This is a genomic window from Paenibacillus taichungensis, assembly GCF_013359905.1.
Lineage (GTDB): Bacteria > Bacillota > Bacilli > Paenibacillales > Paenibacillaceae > Paenibacillus > Paenibacillus taichungensis.
In genome coordinates this window covers 403511-424042 of sequence record NZ_JABMCC010000112.1, presented here as the reverse complement: position 1 = coordinate 424042, position 20532 = coordinate 403511, and the positions used below count along the sequence as shown (strand labels likewise).

Sequence of the window (20532 nt, the reverse complement as noted above, 5' to 3'; positions counted from 1 at the left end):
CCCGGATGTGGACTGCATTCATGTGGGGCTGCATCTCCGCCTCGGCTGTTGTCATAGGAGCACTTGCTGCGCTGTTTCTGAAAATTCCGAAACGAGTTATTGGCTGGATCATGGCTTTTGGTACAGGGACCCTGATTGGTGCAGCCGCATTTGAATTAATTGGGGATGCCCTGAATGATGGGGGGATTGTGCCGACGGCCATTGGATTTACCTCAGGGGCCGTCGTGTACACGCTGTTCGATTTGCTCATTTCCAGTAAAGGGGGAGCAGGGCGCAAGCGTTCGGAAATTGCCGGGAAGGGAGATTCCAGCCAGAGCGGACTTGGTATTTTTGCAGGGACGGTCATGGATGCTATTCCTGAATCAATCATGCTGGGGGCCAGTCTACTCGCCGGGAACGGTGTCAGTGTGGTGTTGGTTGTTTCTATCTTTGTGAGTAATATTCCGGAGGGTCTGTCCAGTACGGTTGGACTTCAACGTAATAAATACTCCCGCTCCAAGATTATTCTCTTGTGGCTGGGTGTACTGATCATCTCTGCACTTGCAGCATTGGGAGGATACCTGTTCCTGGAGCAGCTTCCTGATGAGATGGCCGCGGCTATTGGGGCATTTGCCGGAGGAGGCATTATTGCAATGATCTGCTCCACCATGATGCCGGAAGCGTTCGAAGAAGGTGGGCCGGTAGTAGGTTTTATCGCTTCGATGGGATTGCTAGTATCGCTTTTACTTGATCTTTGATTCCTTGAGTTAAATGGGGAGAAGAGTACCTTTCAGATAATGATCTGGAATAAGGTACTCTTTTTTACGTTGTGTTTTCTTGTGCTAATCACTGGAGTTACATATAATTTTAGGTAGAACAACTGGGAAATGCTGAGTGATTGCTTTTAGCGATTACCTTCATGCAGGGGAAAGGCAGGGATTGAAAATGAAACGTTTCGAGGATGAAGGGGCTTATAAATACAGCTTCTACGCTGTTCTTCGCCGGGGAGAGCAGGTCGTTGTGAGATGTAAACAATGCAGCGGGCACGCCTTTATCATCTTAGAAGAAGATCATCTAGCATGGAAATGTTCGCAATGTTATGCTCATGGAATTCAAGAGACAGAATATCAGTACAATGCCAAGAACAATTGCATCCGGTGTGAGCGCTGGTTCAATGTTGAAGTGACGGATGAGAAAAAGATAACTCACAAATCGTCACATATCGAATGCCCGCACTGTGGGACTATTAATCATGTCGAATTACATAAAAAGCCAGCGTTTCAAGGGTGTTATCCCGATATACGGGATGGACGCGACCCTGTGTTTGATATGGAATTGTACTTTCTGGATTATGTTAGAGGTAAGGTGGTATGGGCTGTTAATCGGGAGCATTTAAACTATCTGATCTCATATATTTCGGCTGATTTGCGCGTGAAACCTGGAAATGTACCTTTGAAGACGGCTTCACATTCCATTCCCGCTTATATTAAGAACGCCAAGAACAGGGAGCTGGTTGTCCGCACATTGACCAAACTTCAGCATAAGACTGGATAAACCAGCAGAACGCGAGTCGTAAAGGAGGATGATCATGAAATTCCGTTTAAAGATTATGATATTTGCAGTGATAATAGGCGTATTACTCATTCCAGCCTATTTCATTTTACAGACGTATGGTGTGTTTCAAAAAGAGAAGGTACTCTCTGATTATGCTCTTGCTGTCGACGTGAATGGCAAATCCTATGAAGCCTGGCCGCTCATTAACAGTTTCGCTGCCATGGACAAGGAGGAAAACAACAGGCAGTTATATTACCGTGTAGATATGAATCATATTCAATACCTTTTTCACATCGCTTATCAGGAGTTTGATGTTCGACCCAGTGAAGATAATCCCTATCTGGCGGGTACAGTGAGCTATCAATCCACAGAAAATGAATATGTAAAATCCGAAAAGCAATATACCAATGCCAAAGATTTTACAACGGTGTTGAATTTTTATAATAAGGACAAAGAGGTGATTTATACTTATCAAAATACTGGGAAAGGGGATGGACAACTGGTCCAATCCATCATTCATCAGGGGATGAGTCGTTCTAGTAATGGAGGCAGCGAAGCTGCTCGTGATCCTTATATCAACGTTACGGCTTTGTTCCATGATAAGTTAGACATCGATGTGAAGCTGGATGTAGATGAAGAACATAAAGTCGTAACCATTCGAATGAATAAAGCGGAGGCGAGATGATGAATTTATTTGGTGTACATAAAGGACCTACATATTTGGAAGGTTTGGTTCGGGAGATTTCGGATGTTCAGACTCATGAAGTCGAATGGAAAGGCAAGTTGCAAACGAGCGATGGACATGACAAGTTCCATATCTTTTATTATGGTGACTTAACCGAAGATGATCTGATAACCTGGCATGATTCGACACCACTCATTGTATATGCAGAGCATACCGTAACAGGGGAACGTTACTTGCTCATCGATTCAGCCAAACATGGTTATGATGCGATGTTGTGTGAGACATATCCAGAGGAAGACCTGAATAACAGGCCGTTACGGCCCTACCTGGACGTTGAAGGGGAAGACATATTTGAAGTACAGCTATCTGCCTTTTACAACGTGCCGTGGGATGATGAGTTCGGGGAAGATGTAGATGAAGATGGAACCTACGAATTAATTACGGGAGAGCGCATGGATTTTGAGCAGGTGAAACGTGACGGCTATGATGCATTTGCCATTAGTATTGTAAACCGCAAGGGTGTACTAACCGAAATTGTGCAGGAAGAATTGGCTTAGCCTTTACCTGGTTGAATTGCTTATCGATTGAATGAACTATCGTGAATTGAACGAAACGATCGTAGGGAGATGTTGTGAATGTATATAGTAACTCATGCGTTGAAGCCCGTACCGGCTAAGGAACTGGATCATTTTGAAGAACAGCATTCCATCTCGTTACCTGCGTCATATCGCCAATGGCTGGAACAATACGGGGAAGGCACGTATACGGGCTGGATGAATGTGCAGCGGCCGGATCAGGAGGTACTGAAGCCTTTTGCTGAATATGATTTTTGGATGCACACGGAGGATACACCAGTTACTCAGGATCAGCTTCAGGAGTGCATCAGTATCGGCAGTTCGGTGGATGGTGATTTCCTGGCGATTCATCCAGATGTGAAGGGATTGTTGTGGCTCCCGCGTCATGATGAGCATATTATTCTGTGGACATGCTCTGAAGCAGACTTTGGAGAGACACTGGACCAGATCTATTGCGAATATTACCATCAGGATAAACCGCTGACCCCGGCGTATTTTGAACCGTGGAACGAGCTGCGAAACCATACGTTCTACCACTTGGTTAACGTTGAGCGTGAAGGCTCCATGAAAAAACTGGCCGATTTGTGTAAAAGTAAATTCAAGTGGGATGCAGTGATGGAAAATGAGTATACATGTAAGCTTTTTAGGGTCTCCATGGGTGGATATTTACGTTTTAATTATGCGAACGGCAGGGAAATTGCGCTTTTCTATGAAGAAATGCACGGGATGGAAGGTGCAACGGATCATGATCTGGATCAATTTTTGCTGGCACATCACTGTACAGTTATGGACAGAGGCGGAGTGGAGGAATAATCATTGAGTTGGATAAACGAAGAAATTGCGGAAACATGGCGTAATGAAGGCAAACGATACGCAAAAGATGTCAATGCATTTGTACGCAGAGGCATGGCAGGAGAACAACTGGATGAATCGGAGCTCGCGGAGGATGCCAGAACGCAGATCAGCACTGAGGTGTGGGAGATGGTGAAGCAAGCCAATCTTCAAGGGGATTTGGAACGGCTCCGGCTTGAACTGCCTGCTGCAACATGGCCAATGAACGAACATTTTCAATCTGCCATGCAGGCTGTTCGGGTGGTAGGTTATCTGAACACAGAAACAATAGTATTCACAACCGGCACCTTCACGGAGAATGGCTGTGTATATACGGCTGATCCAAACGGATGGTTGCCATTCTCTCAGTATACCTTCGCAGGTTGTTCGTCAGATGGTGTAGATTATGCGCTGGCCGGATCGGAAGGTATTCGTATCATCAGACAACCAGATCGTCAACTAGAAGGACACGAGCTTGCGGTGTATCGCTGGGAAGATATTCAATCCAGTATTCAGAAGGCTTTGCCACGCATTGAATCCCTTGCTGACTGTGAGCATCCGGAACGCACACTTGAAGGACTTATTCCATTCAATGATGGGAAATCCGTTCTTATCTTCTCCAATTATGGAATCTACCTGGTAGACCAAGATCAGGTATCCCTGCTGCACCCGGATCCGGCAGAGATCGAAGAATATGAGTTGGAAGATACACAGATTGATATGGGCCATGCAGCAGTCTCACGTGACGGTCGCTGGATTGCCTACGGCAGCCAGGTCAGTAACCATATGGTTCTGGATCGCAAACAAAATAAGACGTATTCCCTTTATCCTGAATCCAGCTATCCTCATTATGCGGTATTCACTGCAGACAGCTCAGAGGTATGGTTTAATGCCTGTCACTTTTATAACGGTGCTACAATACAAGTTCAGCTGGAAACGATCGATGGTAATGAGAGTAAGGAAGATTGGCCTGTAATGGATGAGAATGCCCGTGTTTACGCTGCAGTGGAGTTGGGTGCAGGCATGGTGCTTGGTGACGCATACGGATATTTATATTGTGTGAATGGTGATGGGCAGGAAGTGTGGAGACATTTTGTAGGCAGCACCATCTATTCCTTGGCGAGCTCTCCTGACCAGTCAAAGCTTGCAGTGGGTACGTTCGGGGGCATGCTGCATATTCTTGATCTGCACTCTGATCAGATGGATGAGTATGGCATAGGCACAGGCACCCTCCGTGAAATTGAGCGCTACGTGTTATGGCGTGGAGAAGAACCTTTACGTTGGTGAACACCAGTGATTGAAGATCACAGATTGGGTAAGGTGGAGGTTGATATGAACCGTGAAGAAGCAGCTCCTGAACTAAAGCAATCTATCCTGGATCGTGAAGTTATGGTTTCACTGTGGGGAATCACCCACCTTGGACGTGCTTGGGCCGTCGAGCCTGAAGGAATGTTGCGTAGTAATCGATTGATATCAGATGCACAGGTCGCGTTGATGGAACGTTGGCTGGATCTGTTTTCCTACGCTGTTATGGTGCTGATCGAAGACGGAGGGGAAGAAGAAGCGTTCTGGGGATATCAGGAATATGTGCGGGAACGGGTTGTTGAAAAGAGTTGAAAAGGGAGGGGTGTGTATGACACCTGAGGCTAATGTAAAATGGAATGATTTGTTTGATGCGTTGAATGAGCTCCTGAACGAAAAAATCCATGATGATGAAATTCGGCAGTTATACGAGGAATACCAGCATCGGGAGGGTGTCTCTGAGGAAAGTCTAAATGCATTTGAAACGGAGTATGGCGTCCGGTTGCCGGAGGATTTTCGTGCCTTCTATAAGCGGAAGGATGGCAGTGGTTATGCATTTCATATCTTGTATCCGGGTGATGCGGAGGCAGAGGAATGTAATCCGTTTTATCTGATGTCATTGCAGGAAATTCGGGAAACCAAACAATACTTCTGTGAAGTAGATGAGAAATTGGACGAGTACTATTCTGACGAAGAGATCAGCGAACTGGACCCGGAGATTAAGCCCTTCTTATTCCATAAAGCGTGGATTCCTTTTGCAACGATGGCGGGAGGCTCCCTGTATTTGATGCTTGATTTTGATCCGACAGAGAAAGGAACCTACGGGCAAGTGATTATGTATGTGCATGATCCGGACTTTGTCTATTATGTATCTGAGACGTTTACTGACTTGCTGGAAGTGTCCAACCGTAATCTGAAGATTATGGATGAGATTGAGTATTGAGCAGGCAGGATGCTGTTCGAAAGAAGGACATCATTGGATGTTTTAAAAGAAAGTTGAACAATGCAGGAGCTGCCGGTAGCAGCTCCTGCATTGCTATTTTACCATTGGAAGAAACGATGGCCGTGGAAACCTCCGCCAGGTCCACCAGGGCCCCCGGGTCCTCCGCCATGTGGTCCGCCCGGATAGCCGCCTCCAGGGAATGGACCGTGTGGACCACCCGGGTAACCGCCATGCCATCCTGGGCCTCCAATATGTCCGATGGGAAAGGGCAGCGGAAACGGTACGATGGGTGGATAGGGATATGGATAAGGGTAGGGGTATGGATAGGGTGGCGGTGGATAATAAGGGTAAGGATAACCCGCAGTTGGCGGGATAGGAACTGAACCAGGTCCGTATGCCATGATGCATGCCTCCAGTGTTTGATTGATGATATTAGCCTATGCTGCGATGCAATGGAGTGACACAGAGGGCTTAATAGAACGTGGTACGGGTAAAGGTGGATAAGATTTGGTAGCTGTATCATAACCCTTCAGCAGAAATGGGCTCACGCATAGAAGCCCAGAGCATAAGCTGGCGTTATAGGTTATCACCTAAACCGAGAGCGAAGGGCAGGCGTTTATTTTGGCAACTTCCTATATGGACTATACCTTACCAACCACCCAATTTACATTTGACGTGAACCAGAATCCTTTCTTCCAAAAAGACGGAAATAACTATATTAACTTTCTCTCCATTCATCAATTAAACACTTTGGGTAACGTATCCTTACTGGACATTTTTCTTAGCACAGGCAATGTGGTTGAACCCCATATTCATCAGAATGCATCCGAGCTGGTGTATTGCATCAGTGGTTCCGCCGTCGTTTCCCTTATAAACCCGTTTACTAATGAGTTGCTGAACTTTACGATTACTCCGGGTCAAGTAGCTAATGTTCCGCAAGGTTGGTGGCACTATGAAATTGCAACGGTAGATCAGACCCATCTGCTGGCTATCTTCGATGCCCCGGTTCCTGAAGCTATATTTGGTTCGGATATTTTACGACTGACACCTGCGAGTGTTCTGGCCCATACGTATTGTCTGGATGAGAACAAGGTGAAGGAAACACTTGCTCCAATTCAAAAAACAGTAATCGTTGGTCCGCCAGTGGACTGTGTTACTCAAGTTTCTCCGGCAACAAACATGCCGCAGCCAAATAGTCAGCCTAACGCACAGCCGTATGTAAATCGCCTTCCATATTGGGGAACATGGGTTGATCCCCGTATTATTCACGAACCAGGCTGTCCGTATTATACAGAACCTCCTGTGAACACCTATAATCAAGGGTAAGTGTCCGATATAAGGCATTTATATGGGGTAAAACCCAGTACATTGTCACGAGTGAAAGTGTAGCAACTATACAAAAGAAGCGTTCGTAGGAACGCTTCTTTTTGTATTCATTTGTATTTATTTTATGATGTGTAATTCCGTCCCAAACCAAGCTCTGTCAATAACTGACGATAAGCGATAGAGGTACGGTCTGCGGGAATATGCGCTTCTGCATGCAGATCCAGTGGCAAATCCTCTGGCTTTTGTGATTCCACCATTTCCCGATCTTCCTCAAATACTTGCAAGTTAAACTTAATGGTATCTTCAATCGGAGCATCCTTGTCAAAGTTACGGGTAATCGGACAGAACAACCGCGTAAAACGTGCTGAGATGGGAGAGGCACAGTTCAGAATGTTCAGCTTATCGTTCTCCGGGAAGTGAACCGTCAGTGATGCGGCGAATGGTGGAAATACGCGGAATTCACGCAGCCACTGAAAACCTTCGGGTGCTACATTATCTTGACCTTTGCCATAGTTGCTAACAGAACTCCAGTATTCTGCAAGCAGTTCTTTGCCTTCGCGTTTTACTTTGTATTGGGGCACTTCCGTGTTGTTTCGGTCCCCGAACGTCTCGGTATGCACGTAGGCAAAATGGGATACATCCAGAAACCCTTCCATTTGACGCCCAGCAGAACCTGCGATATCAAAGTTCGGGGGCAGGATATTAATATAATCTGGATCATCCCATCCCGGGAATGCAGGAATCTGCTCGTCGGTACCCGCAAGTGAAGTCCAGATCAGGCCATAACGTTCAACCGCAGGATATACGATAAGTTTCAGTTTGGGGGAGATTTTGGAGCTGGGGTGTGCAGGTACGGCGGTACATTTACCCTCACAGTTATAACGGAAACCATGATATGGACAGACGATTTCCCCATTTTCTACCCAGCCTTTACTGAGCGGAGCGCCACGGTGAAAACAAAGATCCTTAGCAACTACAACTTTATCGTTGCTGCGATACAGGACCAAACGGACATCAAGCAATTGAGCGGCAAGTGGTTTATCTGTCACTTCGCTTGCCTGAGCAATCGGATACCAATATTGAGATAATACATGCCAGTCTTCAGCGGAGAACGTACAACCGCGAGGCAGTTCGAATGTAAGTTGAGGATTGGAATTGGAAGTTATCATGGAAGTCACTCCTTGCTAGGATAATGAATCGTTCATTTGTTTATGTCAGGAAAGTTTACTTTGTAGCCGTATGTTACTACTCTTTTGTTTCGTGTATCAATATGTATAAGGATTATTTGTTCAAAATCACAAACAATACATCAAACAGCTAACATAAATACGGAAAATTCTGTTTATACATAACGCTTTACGTGAACTATATTTATATCGGGCAAGCTCCACGCAAATTAATTATCTTAATTATTGATCGAGCTATATTCTGTGCCCTAATATGTTGAAAATTTTTTTATAGAAAAGTGTCACAGATGTGAGCATTGATTTGTCTTAAGGTTGTAGACCAAAATACGGAGGCGAATGCAATGAGTTTAAGAGTGAATTATAGAGTGGCTAACCAGGGTGCTTTCAAAGCAATGATGGCATTGGAGCAGCACATTTCAGGTCAGTTTGAAGACAAACCGTTATATGAGCTGCTGAAAATCCGTGTATCCCAAATCAATGGTTGTGCGTTTTGTCTTGATATGCATGCCAAAGATCTGTTGAAGCTTGGAGATTATGCCGATCACATTTTGCTGCTGAGCGTGTGGCGCGAGGTGCCTTTGTTTACGGAAAAAGAACGTGTTATGCTGGAGCTGGCTGAGGCCGTAACACTTATTTCCGAACAAGGGGTACCACTTGAATTGTATGAAAAAGTTAGAGAACATTTCAGTGAGGCTGAACTTGTGGATCTGATCATGGCGATCAACACGATTAATAGCTGGAACCGGATTGCCATTACAACAGGGATGTATCCAGGCTGCTTTAATTAAGTAAACATTCGACCATCTGCCAGAGGAGGCCATTCTCATGAAATTCAATCCCCTCACCAATGAGCCAGAAGTGTCTTCTCTGGAAGTTGGTGAATTGTATATTCGTTATAAAGCCTATGCCTTTTCCATTGCTTACCGCATGCTTGGCAGTGTTGTGGAGGCTGAAGATATTGTGCAGGATTGTTTTGCAGAGCTTCAGAGCAAGTCTCTTGATGATATCCGTAATGCCAAGTCCTATATTGCTAAACTAATCGTAAACCGGAGTCTGAATCTGCTAAACTCTGCCCGTAATCAAAGGGAAAGTTATGTTGGAGAATGGCTTCCCGAGCCGATGAGCTACGGTGAAATGGGAAACATTCCGGAAGAAACCGTGCAGCAGAAGGAGATGATCTCCTATGCTTATCTGGTTATGCTGGAGCAGCTTTCCCCGATAGAGCGTGCCGTTTTTGTACTTCGTGAGGCTTTCCAGTATGAATATACGGAAATAGCGGATTGGTTGGGCAAATCAGAGAGCAACTGCCGTCAGATCTTTAGTCGGGCCAGACGCAAGCTTCCCGATAGACTTCCGCCGATGGAACAGAGTTCTGCAAATTATGCTGCAAAAAAGCAATTGCTGGCTCGTTTTACAACTGCTTTTCTAAATTATGATGTCTCCGAGATGCTTGAGCTGCTTGCCGAACAACCCGTTTTTACGGCAGATGGCGGTGGACGTGTGCATACGGTCATGAGAACGATGAGAGTTCATAAAGGTGTACTCGCTTTGTTGACCTCTCGCCGGGTACTTACCCGATTGCGAGAACGAGAGTGGGTGCCCACATATATCAACGGAGAGCAGCACCTTGCGTTACTGGAAAACGGACAGTTGTCCGAAGTTCTGTGTTTGGAACTGGACTCTCTTGGAGAAAGAATAGAGGGGTTCTATCTCGTTGTGAATCCAGACAAACTTACATCGGTATCGAGATAATACTTTTCTGAAATGATATAAGAAGGGCTCAAGGCATGTTAAAGCGGCACACCCTGTAAAGAGGAGTGCCGCTTTTTTAGCTTTAAGACTGTAGCTAATTTTATTGTAAACTAACAACCATCCACTTTGGACCGGTTAATATTTATTAATCATTGGCAAATAGGTTTTCAACATGGTCAGTGATTTCTTTGATTTCTGGGGTGAGTTCGTCGTTACTCTCATCGAGAAGATGCAATATCCTCTCCACTGTATCCAGAAGTACACTCTTCGTATTGCGCTCCCTATTTGCCACAGCCTTTTCATATGCTTTTTTCACTTCTGGATCGATAGTACGAATTTCTTCTTCCGTGTACCAGTCATAGGCAGGAGAGTTATCACTTCCATAAAACAGGTAACCAACGTACAATGAATTCTTGACTGCTGACGCACGATTAGAGCTTGGAAAGTTATTCAGAAAAGCTTCCTTCTCTAGAGTACGCCGGATGAGTTCATCCCAGGTTATGATAAAGGCTGCATCGGAAGTTGTGGGCTGGTTGGATTCCGCAGCCATAATATCAATGTAAGCAACAATGTCAGGTTTCACGTAGGGCTGAAACTTTTTGTACATCTCATAATTGATGATAGGATAGTATAGACCTTCACTGGTTTCCAGTTTGAATCCCAGATCGGAGGCTTCCTGCAAGAGCTTGCGAACCGCCGGTTCTTTAATCACTTTGAGCAGACTGCTATATGTAAGCTTTTGTTCATAACCTATGTTGGTATGGGCTTCATAGAGAACGCTTTGAAACGGTTCCGTATACATTTTTTGATCCAAGTCAGCCAGTCTGATCTTTTGCAAATTCTCCAGTTGAAGGGTCATCAGGGTGGCCTGCCAGGGGCCGACTTCATCGATATGATTCAATAGATATTTACGTGCTTGAACCAGGCTGGGCGTGGATTTCACTGCATTTTTTGAATACATTTGAAATTGATGATATACCGCTTTGGAAGCTGGGACAGGTGCAGCCAATGTAGTTTGGGATGTTATAAGAGTTGCACAGATGGTTGTAAAGCTTAATGTAATGGCTAGAAAACCAATTTTAATCGTTGGATTCAATCGCATTCAAAAACCTCCCATGTTACATAATGAGTAGTTGTGACCACATTCTGATTAAACCAGTTTTTGGTAATCGAATCAAGGTAGAATTCCTTGAAAATAAAATGTGTTATTCAAGATATGCTGCAAACATGAGATGATTCTGGAAATAACAAAGAACAGCATCTTTCAACCTTGAGTGGGTTGAAGATTCTGTTCTTTGTTGATTAAGCTTATTTTAGATTAATGCAGAGGTGGTTTATTGTTCTGTGGCATCTGAGGGGCTCCATTTGCAGGGACGTAGGCCTGAAGCATCTGCTTGGTATCATTTGCATTCAGTTGCGGAACTTGGTAATAGGCGTGTTGATTTTGATACATGAAAATTTCGTAGGCCATCTCAATAAAGTGTTGCACTTGGGAAGCGATGACTCTCCGCACTGCTCCGTTTGTAATTTCAGGCGCAGACATGGCCAGTAGAGAAGCGTGTGATTTGATCAAACCCAGCATATGACCGCTGATTCCAGCATCTTTGACATCGGTGAGGGATTGATTCGGCTTTTTCGGCGCGGACGGCTTGAGGCCATATACAGGCGGAACGATATTTGGGATCATGTAAGTTGCTGTCTCCTGATGAGGTTTGTGTCCAGTGGAGAGACATTCTGCAGTCAGATTGTATTGGGATAACATGAAATTGTATTGACGATCAAGGATGCCGAGAAGTTCAGTGTCTTGTACAAATGTTCTAAACATCATGTATTGATCCAATACGTTGATGGCTCCTGACAGAATTTCATGCATATCAAACATTTCATGCCCGCCATGGTTCAAGTGGGATGTGAAGTCTGAATTTGCGTTGTTAGCAGGTTGCATTCGGTTTGAAGGCTGCATTGAATTTGGATTCATTGTGAATTTGATTCTCCTTTGGGAAATGGTATGATCCTAGTATGGTCTTCAACAGTAAATTTATGTATTGTGTGCCGGTTATAAGCGAAAATAGAGACAGGTATGGTGGTTGTTGGATGGAAACCGATTGGAGCGTTCCCAAAGGGATATTCGTTAAACATTATGGGAGCGCTATTCAGATGCATCGTGGTGGTGTTTATACAGACTATAAGCAATGGGATGTGCCGCAAGAGCTGGAGCAGACATGGATGGATGAAAGAATAGGTCAGTTAACCGCTGGATTATCTATCATGAACTGGGACGCAGTTGATGAGCTTACGTCAATTGCCAAATATCATGCAAATCCGCTGATTATTACTGCAGTCACAGCATTCGCATCAAGACAGCTGATGAGTGCGGACAGTATGGTGCGTCTAGTGTATGCGGAACGGCTGATTGAGTTGATCAAGCGATATGAATCGATTATTCCGGTGGATAAACTGCGTGAAACCTATCAACTGACAATGAACTTGTTGGAAGATGTAGTAATGAAACCGTTGGTGCTTGATCCGGGACATGAACTACAGCAATATGGGTTAAAGGATAAACGCGGACTAAATCTGCGTGTGGAAAAGAACAAGGAAGAGATCATCCGATATTTTCGGAACTGAATGTATTTCAGGATCAAGTGAGGTAAATATCATTGAGAAAACTGAATTATATTAAAGTATTTATTTTTCTAAGTGTGGTCACAGTGGTGACCCTGGGTTTGTATTACGCGGCTGCGGATTGGCTGGATCAGCGCTATTTTCGCTTCCTTATCTGGAACCTGTTCCTGGGCTGGATTCCTTTTGTATTCTCCTATATGGCTTATGGTTTTAGCCATGTTAAATGGAAAGGGGCAGCATGGTTTGCCGTTGCAAGCGGACTGCTCTGGTTATTGTTCTTCCCGAACTCTTCCTACATTGTAACGGATCTTGTTCACCTGACGGCACGCAGTTCCCGCTATTATGGCGGAGCCAATGGATTGGATTACAAGTACTGGTATGACTTAATTGTTGTCTTGATGTTCGTTTGGACGGGTTTATTGCTAGGATTCCTTTCGATGTATCAGCTTCAGGAAGTGATCCATCACAAAATGGGACGATGGGTTTCATGGATCTTTGTGCTAGGGGGTTGTGCACTGGGGAGTTACGGTGTTCTGCTTGGACGTGTATATCGCTTGAACAGCTGGGATGCGTTAACCAATCGTGAGACGTTGGTTGAACTTATGCATGAAAGTGTAAGTCGTCCATCGCTGGCTTTCTGTATGTTCTTTGGCACGTTTATTCTTACGATCTACGCGACGTTATACTATTTAATAAATACGAGATCTTCCCGTGATAGGAAGACGGAGGTTGGAAGTTCAGCGGCTGATCTGCAAGGCTTGCGGTAATGGACTCCTTAGCATTGAAACAAAAACGTGATTGAGCAGCATCTGAGCATGGAAATCGAATTGAAAAAAGTTAGGTGGACGATGATGAAGCGTATAACGGATCTGACACGCAGAATAACAGAAGTGATGGAGAACGTTGATTTTTCGGGCGTAGTATTGATAAAACAAAACGGGCATACCCTATTAAGTACGACTCGTGCATATGCCAATCGAAGTGATGAACGTTTGAATCAGCCACATACACGGTTTGGCATTGCATCTGGATGCAAGATTTTTACGGCAGTGAGTATTTGCCAATTGATTGAACAAGGAAAATTATCGTATGATTCCAGATTGGCAGATGTCTTGAGCATTAAGTTTCCTCTATGGGATCAAGGAGTTACAATTCATCAGCTGTTAACCCATACTTCAGGCATCCCGGACTATTTTGATGAAGAAGTGATGGAGGATTTCGCTGAGTTGTGGAAGGAACGACCCGTCTATTCGATGCGGCAGTTGAATGATTTTCTGCCAATGTTTCAGCATCAGCCCATGAAATCAGCCCCGGGTGAACGGTTCCATTATAATAATGCGGCATTTATCGTATTGGGTCTCATTGTTGAAGAGCACACGGGGCAGTCGTTTACAGACTACGTAGAGCAAAATATTTTTAACAAGTGCGGCATGTCGGATTCGGGCTACTTCGAGACAGATCGTCTTCCCCGTAATACTGCGATCGGATATATGGATCAGGAGGATGGCTCCTGGACCAGTAACATTTTTTCCATTCCTGTTAAGGGTGGGGCTGATGGTGGAGCTTATATAACAGCGCCGGATATGATTCGTTTCTGGAATGCGTTATTCAGTAATGAACTGTTGGGCGAAGAAACGACGGGAAAGTTAATCACGCCATATGTCCATGAGGATGATGAAACCTTTTATGGGCAAGGGATCTGGATTAATCGGAGAGGGGAAGCGTTATTAAAATATCATGTGATGGGTTTCGATCCTGGCGTGTCGTTCATGTCTTCCGTATATCCAGCTCACAACCTGCAAGTTGTTGTCCTCTCCAACAAAGAATCGGGTCCTTATCCCATAACCATGGCTGTGGAAGAGGCTTTGGTGAGATGAACTTGGCTGAGGATCGATGTACGAAGTAATGGAATAACCCTATAGTTACCGGTGAATGCCGGGTAAGCTATGGGGTTATTTGGTTTGATCCACAACTCAGAGAAAAGGTCTATAAGAATTTCACCAATTGGGGTGCAATCCGTTTGGGGAATACATCCAGCGGAGGTTTTTCCTTCTTTCTTTTGTCATTGGTGAGTACGGCAACGAGTTCCAGGTACGGGACGATATATATAAATTGCCCACCAAATCCACGGGCGTAATAATAGTGGAGTATGGAAGTGGGCTGTTCCGCAACCTTAGCTTCTGAAGTTTCGTTGGTATAAGCATCCACCCACCAATGCCAAGCGTAACTACCATGATTGGGTGGAGTAACCGAAATGGCAGGTTTTGTAGAGCGGCTAACAAGATCACTCGAAATCAGCGACTGCCCGTTCCACATGCCTTGTTGCAAAAACAGTTGTCCGAATTTCAGTAAATCCTCCGGCAACATCTTTAAGCCGAACCCTCCGGTATGTACACCCTGTGGGTCGCTTTCCCATTCATACTGTTGTATTCCCAAAGGGCCAAATAGATAACGTTCCGCGAACTCGGCTACGGACATTCCTGTACTTTGCATGAGGATGGCAGACAATATTTGTGATACCCCCGAATTGTATTCCATATATGTACCTGGCACATGACTTAAACGTTGCTCCAACGCAAAGTTCACCCAGTGATCCGTACGTGTCATACGAGGAAATGAATTCTGTCCTCCGAATTCGTCCCAGTTGAATCCAGCCGTCATCGTTAATAACTGCTCTAACGTAATCTCCGGTTTGCGGGAGTCAGGGTCTGACACCAACTGCGGGAAAAAGGTGGAGATTGGAGTAGGAGCTTCGGGCAGCCATCCGTGATCCATCGCAATACATATGAGTGCGGACAGCACACTTTTGGTGCAGGAATTGATTTTGGCCATATGGGTTGCTGCTTCTTGATTGCGGTAGTGCTCGTAAATGATTTCACCACGTACACTGACTAAGCAACTGCGCAGATCCAGCGGCGGGATGATTTGATGCAACATGGATGGTATGGATGAAGGATTCATAGTGTCCTTTCTTATTTGGGACTTACCCCATAAATTGAGTATTCATTAGAAAAAGGTTTGAATCATTATCTTAGCATAGGAATAAATAAGTTCTCAATTCATTCACCTCAGACTCATGGATTAGTAAGAACTGGACCACAGACTGATTCAGTTATTGCATGCGTTGACCGATGGGCTAGTCGCAGCTGTAGTCATTCTGGTCATGTTGCTATACATGGGGGCAGCTCCCAAGACATGGTTGCACTACGGCATAACTTTGTTTGCGGCTGTCTTCATATTTGCCATCGTTGTATTTTTCTGCAACCGTGTGCTTTGGCGTTTTAATCACATTTCAGCCGCTGAAGCATTTACGTTCGGGCAGTATGGGTGAGACGAGACTAAGTCAAAACAGACTAAATTTGTCCTAAAATAAGGTTTTTGGCCTCACTGCCTTTTGTCAACATGAGTGCAGATGTATTGGTTCGCAATAACATACCCAAAGAGAAACAAGGCAGGGTGTGGGGAATCATCGGCATTTTATCCCAATTGGGTTTTATTGTATCCTATAGTCTCGCAGGATTTTTGGCAGACCGTGTCTTTAACCCGCTTTTGGTGGAAGGTGGAGCACTAGCTTCGACCGTAGGATCATATATCGGCGTTGGCCGGGAAGAGAATTCAGCGCATGATTGATTGTGTAATTTAAAGGATGATATTGGCCCCGGAACTTTATGTTTCGGGGTTGGTTTGTATGAAAGGCTTTAGGACTGGAATCATGATTTTGGTAGAGGTTTGTACAAATGAAAAGGATAGCAGGTATACTAATTATAATGAGCATTACAGGACTAGTAGTCATGAGATATTTAACCAGAAGGAGGTAACACCTTTTGTTCAAAATCGGAAATCAAGGTACGTTTGAAACGTTGCCTGATCACGCTATAGCGATTTACAAGGGAGATGTTATTGGTGTAGAAGAATTTATTAAACAGGGCATGGATCTCGAAAGAGAAATTACGCTCAGTAAATACATAGCGTTGACGCCATTGGATATTGCTCTAATCACCAATCAACAGGCAGTGGTCAAGCTGTTGGTAGATAACGGAGTAAACCTGAATGTGAAGGATAATCCAGCAATCCTCAAGGCGGTCAGATATGGCGGGGAAGAGATCATCCGATATTTGCATCAGAAGGGTGCCAGATTGAACGGTTTGAGCAGGGTGAAGTCGAATGCGTATGATGAAGCCTATTACGGTAACAAAAAGAACATCGCAGTGCTGAAGGACCTCGGACTGGATATTCGAAAATATGGTGGGAAAACATTACGAAAAGCCGTTTCGAATCACGATATGAAGATGGTTCAGTATTTGCTGGACGAGGGCGTGGACATCAATTACAACGAGTCCGATATGGTGTATCCATACAAGGCTACACCGCTTACGGTAGCGGCTCGCAACAACAATATGAAGATGGTTCAATTTCTGGTAGAGCGTGGAGCGGATGTAACTATTCAAGAGAAGGATGGGGAGCGGGCATATACGATTGCGATCAGTCAGAAGAATGCTGAAATGGCAGAGTATTTGAAAGCTCATGAGCCTCAAGACTTTCACAATCTGAGCAATAAATTGCATGTGCTCAAATCGTACAAGCTGCCTGATGCATTAATCCGTTTTCTAACGGAAGGTCCGCGAAGAATCGACTTGCCGGACAATTCGTCCGGCGTGGGATACATCGAATTCTTCCATCTGGTCGATACGGTTGAAATGAAGATGGGCAGACAGAAACTGCTGCGTATATCCTCTGACGTGGATCAGTACTCCCATGTCCTAATCGTCTGGAATCCAAGCAAAAAAATGATTGGTTACGCAGATATTGAACATCAGGAGATTGGAACGATCTCCACATTCGAAGCGTTCATGGCCAATCCCGCATCATATATGGATAATCTCCTGAATTAACCAGAGGGACTCCACCATCACAAGAACCTCTGTATATTGTCGATATACAGGAGGTTTTTTAGTGTCTATACCATTCATCTATAGGAAAAATATCTCATGAAATATGAACTAAATTAGTGCGAAAGGAGGTTATAAATGGTAAAATAGCAATGCCTAAACATGAAAAAACATTTTTGTTGAAAGATTAGCAGATAAATAAGATTTAAAATAGTTTAACTTTAGATTGTTAGAAATCGATTGTTAGTACAATTGTTTCAATGAAATTATAGTATTCTACTACTGGAGTGAGGAAGAGAAATGGCCATTATTGACGTAATCAAGTATGACGGTTCACCAGATGTATTTGCTTGGAAACATCCTGAGAATGAATTGGGAACATGGACCCAGTTGATTGTGAATCAATCCCAACAGGCGATCCTCTTTAAGGATGGAAGAGCGCTTGATATGTTCGGGCCAGGAAGACATACGCTAAGTACAGCGAATATCCCGATCTTAAACCGGCTCGTTAACCTTCCGTTCGGAGGTAAATCACCTTTTGCAGCAGAAGTGTGGTACGTCAACCAAGTAAGCGCACTAGACGTGAAATGGGGAACAGCAAATCCAATTCAGGTACAGGACCCAAAATATAATATTATCGTTCCCGTGAGAGCATTTGGACAGATGGGAATAAAAATAGCAGACTCTCGCAAATTTCTGGTCAAACTTGTGGGAACACTGCCTGAATTTAACCAGGCTAATATGGTCAATTACTTTCGCGGGCTAATTATTATGAACATTAACTCCATGCTGTCTTCCTATCTAATACATAGAAAAGTAAGTGTACTGGAAATCAATGCTTATATCGCAGAAATATCACGACATTTTGCTGATACGATTGCATCTGCTTTCGAAGAATTTGGTATTGAATTAATCAACCTGTATATCCACAATGTCAATCTGCCTGAAGAGGACCCTTCGGTCATTCGTTTGAGAGAAGCGTTGGCACGCAAAGCCGAAATGGATATTATCGGGTATACCTATCAACAGGAGCGTTCATTCGATACGCTTGAAGGTGCAGCCAAAAATGAAGGAAGCATGCAATCGGATATAATGGGTGCAGGGCTTGGTATGGGGATGGGTGTTGGACTGGGAGGATCATTCAGCAGCGAGATGTCCCAGATGTCCAAAGTGATGGCTACCACGGAAACACCTGCTGTACGCATATGCAAACATTGCAGTCATCCGAACCAGGAGCATAGTTCTTTTTGCAGCAAATGTGGCAATTCACTTGCCGAAAAATCAGCAATGACCGGTTGTAACAACTGTGGACATGCCTTGCAAAAAGGGACCAAATTTTGTCCTAATTGTGGTGACAAATATCATGCATGCCCATCCTGCGGGGCAGATAATGCGGAGAATGCTTTGGAATGTGTTCAGTGTCACGAACCGATGCCTAGCCCTTGCCCCAAGTGCAATCATATCAATTCGGGTCAAACTAAATTTTGCGGCAATTGCGGCTCCAGTCTGTCCTTGAAATGCAGTCAATGTCAACACGAAGTGAAGCCCGGTCAGAAGTTCTGTCTGGATTGCGGAAACAATCTGCAAGATGGAGGGCAGGCATAGTGATAATTAAACGGAGCAACCTTTTCATTTTGGATGCCATCTATCTGATCAGCATGCTTGTAGCCTCAGTCGTTTCTTTTACAGTGTTTAATCATGCCATTGTATCGTTTTCTTTCTGGATGAATCTTGTGGCTACTTATGTCGCGATTACGGCGATTTGGATTTATATTAGGTATGTCATGCTACATATGGATCGCTTTAAACAATTGGTTCCTGGTTACACAGCGTTAGGCATCGTGTTGGTGATGTATCTGATTTGTGTAATGATATATTCTCTGTTTACAGGTTTAGCAGATCATGGTTTACGCTGGTTCGTTTTGTTACATACGGTAACTTTAGCTATCGCCCTCATTCTGTGTGGCATCATTTTGATCTTTATTCAAAGTACACGTCGTAATGAAGCCGTTGAGCAAACGAAATTGGTCAATCTACATTTGATTGAGAACGCTTTGCAGCAGCTGCTTCACACGATGGAGCGCCATTTTGTTCTGACTGCGGAAGAAGAGAGGAAGGCCGTTCAAACATTAATAGAACTTGTAAAATATAGTGACCCGATCACTCCACATTCACTTGAATATAATGACCGCCAGATTTTGATGGATATTGAAAAGATAAACAGTGAGCTTTCAACTCATTACGAAGCAGGAGAACTGGTGAATAGCGAGCATCTTGCTTCACAACTATCCCGATTAAAGTCCCGTTTGAAAGAGCGGAATCAACAGATCGTGACAAGCAAATCATAAATTCATAGGAGGAAAAGCTGTGAAGAAATTTTTTGGAATTATATTCATTATACTTTCATCTCTGACCATCTTATTATCTATATTATTAATATCCCAGGGAACCGAAATGGCTATTATTAGTACGATTATTCTTTTTATACCTGGCGTTATCGTACTTGTTACAGGAATTAAAATGTGTAGTCGACCTAAATTCCATCCCAAGGCTGATCATTATCACTACCATTATGACAATGAAGAGGAATATGATGATGAAGGGTATTATGAAGATGAGTACCACGATCATGAATACGAGGAACCGCAAGAACCTGTATCTGTGAATTGTTCGGGGTGTGGGGCAAAGGTAAAGGTTTATCCGAATTTGTCTTCGGACTGTGAGTATTGTGGAACAACGATGAGGATCTCCTAAATTACATAATAGACACCATGACCATTTTGTTGATTCCCGATGGAAGGTTTCGGTGAGTTGTCCGGGATGTGGGGCGAAGGCGAAGGTATATCGGAAGCAATCGACGGATTGTGAGTATTGTGGAACAACT

At 44.2% G+C, this 20532-nt stretch carries 25 protein-coding genes; 20 read left to right on the top strand and 5 right to left on the bottom strand.

Translation table 11 applies throughout. The features are described from left to right. The first annotated feature begins 5 nt into the window (after nt 1-5). The 8 genes from HP548_RS33405 to HP548_RS17975 all read left to right on the top strand — a co-directional run bounded on the left by HP548_RS33405 (nt 6) and on the right by HP548_RS17975 (nt 5869). Nucleotides 6-737 (top strand): ZIP family metal transporter, encoded by a 732-nt coding sequence (locus HP548_RS33405; RefSeq protein WP_246318105.1) that lies wholly within the window; start codon nt 6-8, stop codon nt 735-737. A 187-nt stretch (nt 738-924) separates the two neighbouring features. Further along, complete coding sequence (locus HP548_RS18005; RefSeq protein WP_175382508.1) at nt 925-1533, top strand: hypothetical protein; 609 nt, start codon at nt 925-927, stop codon at nt 1531-1533. Nucleotides 1534-1567: 34 nt separating this feature from the next. Then, nucleotides 1568-2218 (top strand): hypothetical protein, encoded by a 651-nt coding sequence (locus HP548_RS18000; protein WP_175382435.1) that lies wholly within the window; start codon nt 1568-1570, stop codon nt 2216-2218. Continuing rightward, the gene (locus HP548_RS17995) at nt 2218-2775 is read left to right on the top strand and encodes a hypothetical protein (RefSeq protein ID WP_099858356.1); all 558 of its coding nucleotides are present in this window, start codon (nt 2218-2220) and stop codon (nt 2773-2775) included. The genes HP548_RS18000 and HP548_RS17995 overlap by 1 nt, the downstream gene beginning before the upstream one ends. 78 nt (nt 2776-2853) lie before the next feature. Beyond that, a complete protein-coding gene (locus HP548_RS17990; protein WP_175382434.1) occupies nt 2854-3606 on the top strand; it encodes an SMI1/KNR4 family protein in 753 nt (250 codons plus the stop codon). A 3-nt stretch (nt 3607-3609) separates the two neighbouring features. Beyond that, entirely contained in the window at nt 3610-4911 is a 1302-nt protein-coding gene (locus HP548_RS17985) for a beta-propeller fold lactonase family protein (protein WP_099858354.1), read from the top strand. A 45-nt stretch (nt 4912-4956) separates the two neighbouring features. Continuing rightward, nucleotides 4957-5241 carry a hypothetical protein gene (locus HP548_RS17980; RefSeq protein ID WP_175382433.1) on the top strand — a complete coding sequence of 95 codons (285 nt, stop codon included), beginning with the start codon at nt 4957-4959 and terminating at the stop codon, nt 5239-5241. Between the two features lie 16 nt (nt 5242-5257). Then, nucleotides 5258-5869, top strand: a complete 612-nt coding sequence (locus HP548_RS17975) for an SMI1/KNR4 family protein (protein ID WP_175382432.1) — start codon at nt 5258-5260, stop codon at nt 5867-5869. 98 nt (nt 5870-5967) lie between these two features. Here HP548_RS17975 and HP548_RS17970 read toward each other — a convergent pair whose 3' ends face one another. After that, nucleotides 5968-6270: a hypothetical protein gene (locus tag HP548_RS17970; RefSeq protein ID WP_076289022.1), complete on the bottom strand. Its 303-nt coding sequence runs from the start codon at nt 6268-6270 to the stop codon at nt 5968-5970. Between the two features lie 220 nt (nt 6271-6490). Between HP548_RS17970 and HP548_RS17965 the strand changes: the two genes are divergently transcribed. Beyond that, the gene (locus HP548_RS17965) at nt 6491-7195 is read left to right on the top strand and encodes a cupin domain-containing protein (RefSeq protein WP_175382431.1); all 705 of its coding nucleotides are present in this window, start codon (nt 6491-6493) and stop codon (nt 7193-7195) included. Nucleotides 7196-7317: 122 nt separating this feature from the next. Here HP548_RS17965 and HP548_RS17960 read toward each other — a convergent pair whose 3' ends face one another. After that, nucleotides 7318-8364, bottom strand: coding sequence for an aromatic ring-hydroxylating oxygenase subunit alpha (locus HP548_RS17960; protein ID WP_175382430.1), 1047 nt, complete (start codon nt 8362-8364; stop codon nt 7318-7320). Nucleotides 8365-8723: 359 nt separating this feature from the next. On the opposite strand from HP548_RS17960, the gene HP548_RS17955 reads away from it, so the two are divergent. Together HP548_RS17955 and HP548_RS17950 are read left to right on the top strand one after the other, a co-directional pair. Continuing rightward, a complete protein-coding gene (locus HP548_RS17955; RefSeq protein ID WP_079693993.1) occupies nt 8724-9170 on the top strand; it encodes a carboxymuconolactone decarboxylase family protein in 447 nt (148 codons plus the stop codon). A gap of 37 nt (nt 9171-9207) precedes the next feature. Then, nucleotides 9208-10134, top strand: a complete 927-nt coding sequence (locus tag HP548_RS17950) for a sigma-70 family RNA polymerase sigma factor (protein ID WP_099858349.1) — start codon at nt 9208-9210, stop codon at nt 10132-10134. Nucleotides 10135-10279: 145 nt separating this feature from the next. Here HP548_RS17950 and HP548_RS17945 read toward each other — a convergent pair whose 3' ends face one another. Together HP548_RS17945 and HP548_RS17940 are read right to left on the bottom strand one after the other, a co-directional pair. Continuing rightward, nucleotides 10280-11236 carry a hypothetical protein gene (locus HP548_RS17945; protein ID WP_175382429.1) on the bottom strand — a complete coding sequence of 319 codons (957 nt, stop codon included), beginning with the start codon at nt 11234-11236 and terminating at the stop codon, nt 10280-10282. A 216-nt stretch (nt 11237-11452) separates the two neighbouring features. Further along, a complete protein-coding gene (locus HP548_RS17940) occupies nt 11453-12079 on the bottom strand; it encodes a spore coat protein (RefSeq protein ID WP_246318118.1) in 627 nt (208 codons plus the stop codon). 149 nt (nt 12080-12228) lie between these two features. On the opposite strand from HP548_RS17940, the gene HP548_RS17935 reads away from it, so the two are divergent. The 3 genes from HP548_RS17935 to HP548_RS17925 all read left to right on the top strand — a co-directional run bounded on the left by HP548_RS17935 (nt 12229) and on the right by HP548_RS17925 (nt 14636). Further along, the gene (locus HP548_RS17935) at nt 12229-12762 is read left to right on the top strand and encodes a hypothetical protein (RefSeq protein WP_076289027.1); all 534 of its coding nucleotides are present in this window, start codon (nt 12229-12231) and stop codon (nt 12760-12762) included. A gap of 32 nt (nt 12763-12794) precedes the next feature. After that, nucleotides 12795-13526, top strand: coding sequence for a DUF1361 domain-containing protein (locus HP548_RS17930; RefSeq protein ID WP_076289028.1), 732 nt, complete (start codon nt 12795-12797; stop codon nt 13524-13526). Nucleotides 13527-13607: 81 nt separating this feature from the next. Then, nucleotides 13608-14636: a serine hydrolase domain-containing protein gene (locus HP548_RS17925; RefSeq protein ID WP_175382428.1), complete on the top strand. Its 1029-nt coding sequence runs from the start codon at nt 13608-13610 to the stop codon at nt 14634-14636. A 109-nt stretch (nt 14637-14745) separates the two neighbouring features. Here the strand turns inward: HP548_RS17925 and HP548_RS17920 are convergent, their stop codons facing one another. Further along, nucleotides 14746-15720: a serine hydrolase domain-containing protein gene (locus HP548_RS17920; protein ID WP_175382427.1), complete on the bottom strand. Its 975-nt coding sequence runs from the start codon at nt 15718-15720 to the stop codon at nt 14746-14748. A 163-nt stretch (nt 15721-15883) separates the two neighbouring features. Between HP548_RS17920 and HP548_RS17915 the strand changes: the two genes are divergently transcribed. The 6 genes from HP548_RS17915 to HP548_RS17890 all read left to right on the top strand — a co-directional run bounded on the left by HP548_RS17915 (nt 15884) and on the right by HP548_RS17890 (nt 20402). Beyond that, the gene (locus HP548_RS17915; protein ID WP_175382426.1) at nt 15884-16090 is read left to right on the top strand and encodes a hypothetical protein; all 207 of its coding nucleotides are present in this window, start codon (nt 15884-15886) and stop codon (nt 16088-16090) included. A 71-nt stretch (nt 16091-16161) separates the two neighbouring features. Next, nucleotides 16162-16389, top strand: coding sequence for a hypothetical protein (locus HP548_RS17910; protein WP_246318104.1), 228 nt, complete (start codon nt 16162-16164; stop codon nt 16387-16389). A 194-nt stretch (nt 16390-16583) separates the two neighbouring features. After that, complete coding sequence (locus HP548_RS17905; protein WP_175382425.1) at nt 16584-17651, top strand: ankyrin repeat domain-containing protein; 1068 nt, start codon at nt 16584-16586, stop codon at nt 17649-17651. Nucleotides 17652-17948: 297 nt separating this feature from the next. Beyond that, nucleotides 17949-19253 carry an SPFH domain-containing protein gene (locus tag HP548_RS17900; protein ID WP_076289032.1) on the top strand — a complete coding sequence of 435 codons (1305 nt, stop codon included), beginning with the start codon at nt 17949-17951 and terminating at the stop codon, nt 19251-19253. Further along, on the top strand, nt 19253-19996 hold the full coding sequence (locus tag HP548_RS17895; protein ID WP_175382424.1) for a hypothetical protein: 744 nt from the start codon (nt 19253-19255) through the stop codon (nt 19994-19996). Before HP548_RS17900 ends, HP548_RS17895 begins: the two co-directional genes overlap by 1 nt. A 19-nt stretch (nt 19997-20015) precedes the next feature. Further along, entirely contained in the window at nt 20016-20402 is a 387-nt protein-coding gene (locus tag HP548_RS17890) for a hypothetical protein (RefSeq protein ID WP_175382423.1), read from the top strand. Nucleotides 20403-20532: the final 130 nt, after the last annotated feature.

Coding starts and splice junctions, on each gene's coding strand:
- HP548_RS33405 (WP_246318105.1), top strand. CDS start 6: ATGTGGACTGCATTCATGTGGGGCTGCATCTCCGCCTCGGCTGTTGTC.
- HP548_RS18005 (WP_175382508.1), top strand. CDS start 925: ATGAAACGTTTCGAGGATGAAGGGGCTTATAAATACAGCTTCTACGCT.
- HP548_RS18000 (WP_175382435.1), top strand. CDS start 1,568: ATGAAATTCCGTTTAAAGATTATGATATTTGCAGTGATAATAGGCGTA.
- HP548_RS17995 (WP_099858356.1), top strand. CDS start 2,218: ATGAATTTATTTGGTGTACATAAAGGACCTACATATTTGGAAGGTTTG.
- HP548_RS17990 (WP_175382434.1), top strand. CDS start 2,854: ATGTATATAGTAACTCATGCGTTGAAGCCCGTACCGGCTAAGGAACTG.
- HP548_RS17980 (WP_175382433.1), top strand. CDS start 4,957: ATGAACCGTGAAGAAGCAGCTCCTGAACTAAAGCAATCTATCCTGGAT.
- HP548_RS17975 (WP_175382432.1), top strand. CDS start 5,258: ATGACACCTGAGGCTAATGTAAAATGGAATGATTTGTTTGATGCGTTG.
- HP548_RS17970 (WP_076289022.1), bottom strand. CDS start 6,270: ATGGCATACGGACCTGGTTCAGTTCCTATCCCGCCAACTGCGGGTTAT.
- HP548_RS17960 (WP_175382430.1), bottom strand. CDS start 8,364: ATGATAACTTCCAATTCCAATCCTCAACTTACATTCGAACTGCCTCGC.
- HP548_RS17955 (WP_079693993.1), top strand. CDS start 8,724: ATGAGTTTAAGAGTGAATTATAGAGTGGCTAACCAGGGTGCTTTCAAA.
- HP548_RS17950 (WP_099858349.1), top strand. CDS start 9,208: ATGAAATTCAATCCCCTCACCAATGAGCCAGAAGTGTCTTCTCTGGAA.
- HP548_RS17945 (WP_175382429.1), bottom strand. CDS start 11,236: ATGCGATTGAATCCAACGATTAAAATTGGTTTTCTAGCCATTACATTA.
- HP548_RS17940 (WP_246318118.1), bottom strand. CDS start 12,079: ATGCAACCTGCTAACAACGCAAATTCAGACTTCACATCCCACTTGAAC.
- HP548_RS17935 (WP_076289027.1), top strand. CDS start 12,229: ATGGAAACCGATTGGAGCGTTCCCAAAGGGATATTCGTTAAACATTAT.
- HP548_RS17925 (WP_175382428.1), top strand. CDS start 13,608: ATGATGAAGCGTATAACGGATCTGACACGCAGAATAACAGAAGTGATG.
- HP548_RS17920 (WP_175382427.1), bottom strand. CDS start 15,720: ATGAATCCTTCATCCATACCATCCATGTTGCATCAAATCATCCCGCCG.
- HP548_RS17910 (WP_246318104.1), top strand. CDS start 16,162: ATGAGTGCAGATGTATTGGTTCGCAATAACATACCCAAAGAGAAACAA.
- HP548_RS17900 (WP_076289032.1), top strand. CDS start 17,949: ATGGCCATTATTGACGTAATCAAGTATGACGGTTCACCAGATGTATTT.